The organism is bacterium, from assembly GCA_026708015.1.
Taxonomy (GTDB): Bacteria; Actinomycetota; Acidimicrobiia; order Acidimicrobiales; family Bin134; genus Poriferisocius.
In genome coordinates this window covers 1-2,105 of sequence record JAPOVT010000032.1, presented here as the reverse complement: position 1 = coordinate 2,105, position 2,105 = coordinate 1, and the positions used below count along the sequence as shown (strand labels likewise).

Annotated in this window: 3 protein-coding genes; 1 reads left to right on the top strand and 2 read right to left on the bottom strand. The window is 65.6% G+C overall.

The window, feature by feature from the left end; all coding sequences use genetic code 11:
• The first annotated feature begins 46 nt into the window (after nt 1-46).
• The gene (locus tag OXG30_07440; GenBank protein ID MCY4134732.1) at nt 47-460 is read left to right on the top strand and encodes a putative toxin-antitoxin system toxin component, PIN family; all 414 of its coding nucleotides are present in this window, start codon (nt 47-49) and stop codon (nt 458-460) included.
• Between the two features lie 151 nt (nt 461-611).
• Here OXG30_07440 and OXG30_07435 read toward each other — a convergent pair whose 3' ends face one another.
• Together OXG30_07435 and OXG30_07430 are read right to left on the bottom strand one after the other, a co-directional pair.
• Complete coding sequence (locus OXG30_07435) at nt 612-1,385, bottom strand: YIP1 family protein (protein ID MCY4134731.1); 774 nt, start codon at nt 1,383-1,385, stop codon at nt 612-614.
• A partial coding sequence (locus OXG30_07430; protein MCY4134730.1) for a hypothetical protein occupies nt 1,382-2,105 on the bottom strand: 724 nt, incomplete at its 5' end. The genes OXG30_07430 and OXG30_07435, both read right to left, overlap by 4 nt.

Here is a 2,105-nt window from a genome sequence, read left to right as displayed (position 1 = left end):
GCCGAGCGAGGGCTGACCGAGGAGAAACTCGCCGAGATCCTGGACGATGGCGACGACGAAGCGGATCGTCGTTGACACGAACCTCCTCGTCAGCCGGCTGCTGCTCCCAGACTCGGTTCCGGGTCAGGCGGTGCGGAAGGCGGAGCGGAGAGGGGTCGTCCTCGCTTCCCGGGCAACCCTCGACGAGCTGTCAGACGTTCTCAGCCGACGGAAACTCGACCGCTACGTCAGCGTCAAACAGCGCCGGGAGTATCTTCGCAGGCTGCTGGGGACCGTCGAGATGGTCACGGTCCGGCACGTCGTCCGGGCCTCCCGGGATGCCGGCGACGACAGGTTCCTCGAGTTGGCCCTGAGCGGGGCCGCGGACCTGATCCTGACGGGTGACGCGGATCTCCTGGTGCTGAACCCGTTCCGCGGCATAGCCATTCGGACCGCGAGCGACTACCTGCTGGCCGACTGACCGTCCGATCTCGTTTACCGGCGTCTGACCTCCTGCAGTACCGCCCCCGGGCACCGCTCCTGGATCCGATCCCCGATGGCGTCCTGCCCTGGGCTCTGGTGATTGCGGCGGCCGCAGTATCCACCAGCAGTGGTTGAGCCGACGACGACCGTCAAGCGGCGTAGACGATACTGACGATGTCGACCGCGACCGAAATCAGGGTCAGGAGATCGGTGCCTTCACCGAAGAGCGAACTCAGGAGCGCTAACAGGGGCAGGATCGAGGACAGAATCACCGCTCTGACGACTCCGACTCCCTGGACGGCACGGAGACCGAACCCGAACAGCACAGCGGTGCAAACGGTGCTCGCGATATCGCCCGCGAACGGAATGATGGACAGGAGGCTAGCGCCGTTCGCGTAGCACAGGACGGCCCAGGTGCCCCGCAATCCTTGCGGCCTCGGTGTGCGGGTCACGACCAGGAGAAGGTGCACGAGGCCGCCGAACAACAGCATGAAGAACAGCGTCAAGGCAAAGAGGACCGGAAGGAAGAACAGAAGGGCCTGGATGGCGATGGGGGCGGCCAGCCCGGGGCTAACCGATAGGTCGCTCCAGTCCCTCCAATTGGCGAGCTGAGACGGGTCCATCGAGAACTCCGTCCGGTACAGGAGTTCGCCTGTGGGTTCCGGAAGCGTCAGGGTGAGGATCGTGAGAATCACGCCGTTGAGGAAGACGCCAACGAGGGTGACAAGACCCACGAACAGGAGTGGGCCCCACATGCCTGCCTCGGCGCGCGCTCCCTCGAAGAACCGCCGGGGAGAGGTCGCCAGGAGAGCCAGAGAAGCGAAGAAGGCAGACACCCTGCCGAGGTCCTTCCGCTCCTCCCACGGATTGCCCACCGCCATACCGGCCTGACCCGTACCGGCGTTGTGGTTGCCGGAGGTCAACCGGTCGGCAGCGTAGCCGGCGTCTCGTTCTCGGCCGGCGTGCCCCTGATCTCGCCGAATCCCAGGTTCATCAACAGGGAGCCGTCCTCCTGGACTGTCCCCTCGATCTTCCTGGACTGCCCGGGGATTTCGGCTGTTGCCGTCACGTGGTTGCCGTCCCAGACGATGTCCACGACCGGCGCAGGCAAGGCAAGGGTGCCGAGCTGGACGTACCAACCGCCCGAGCTGCCATCGCGCGGCAGCAGCATGGCGGTGGGCTCGATCCCCCTCCCCGGCATCGGAACGATGTCGAAGCGCCATGCCTGCGCCGGGTGAGTCTTGGCCAGCTCTACCAGCTTAGTGATCACGGCGCTGGCCGGCTTCGGGCTCAGGCCCTCGGCGGCCACGTAATCGACGAAGCCGATCATCATCTCGTCGGTCGATTCGTCACCCCAGGTGACGTCGACGGTCGGATCCGGGTTGTGCGGGTTGTCCGCCGAGTTGTCCCAGTGGGCAGTGACCTCGATCCTGGTGCCGGCCGGAAGCTCGACCGGTTCCTCGAACTCGTAGGACGTCTGCCAATTGAAGTCGTAGCGGCTGACGCTGAGCAGTTCCCGCTCCTCACCGTCGGGGAGGTGGGCGGTGTACGTCATGTCCTTGCCGCGGTAGTGCATGTGCGGCGCCAGGGAGCGCACGACGACATCCTGCGAAAAGACGTGGCTGGCCCGCGCCTCGTAGTTC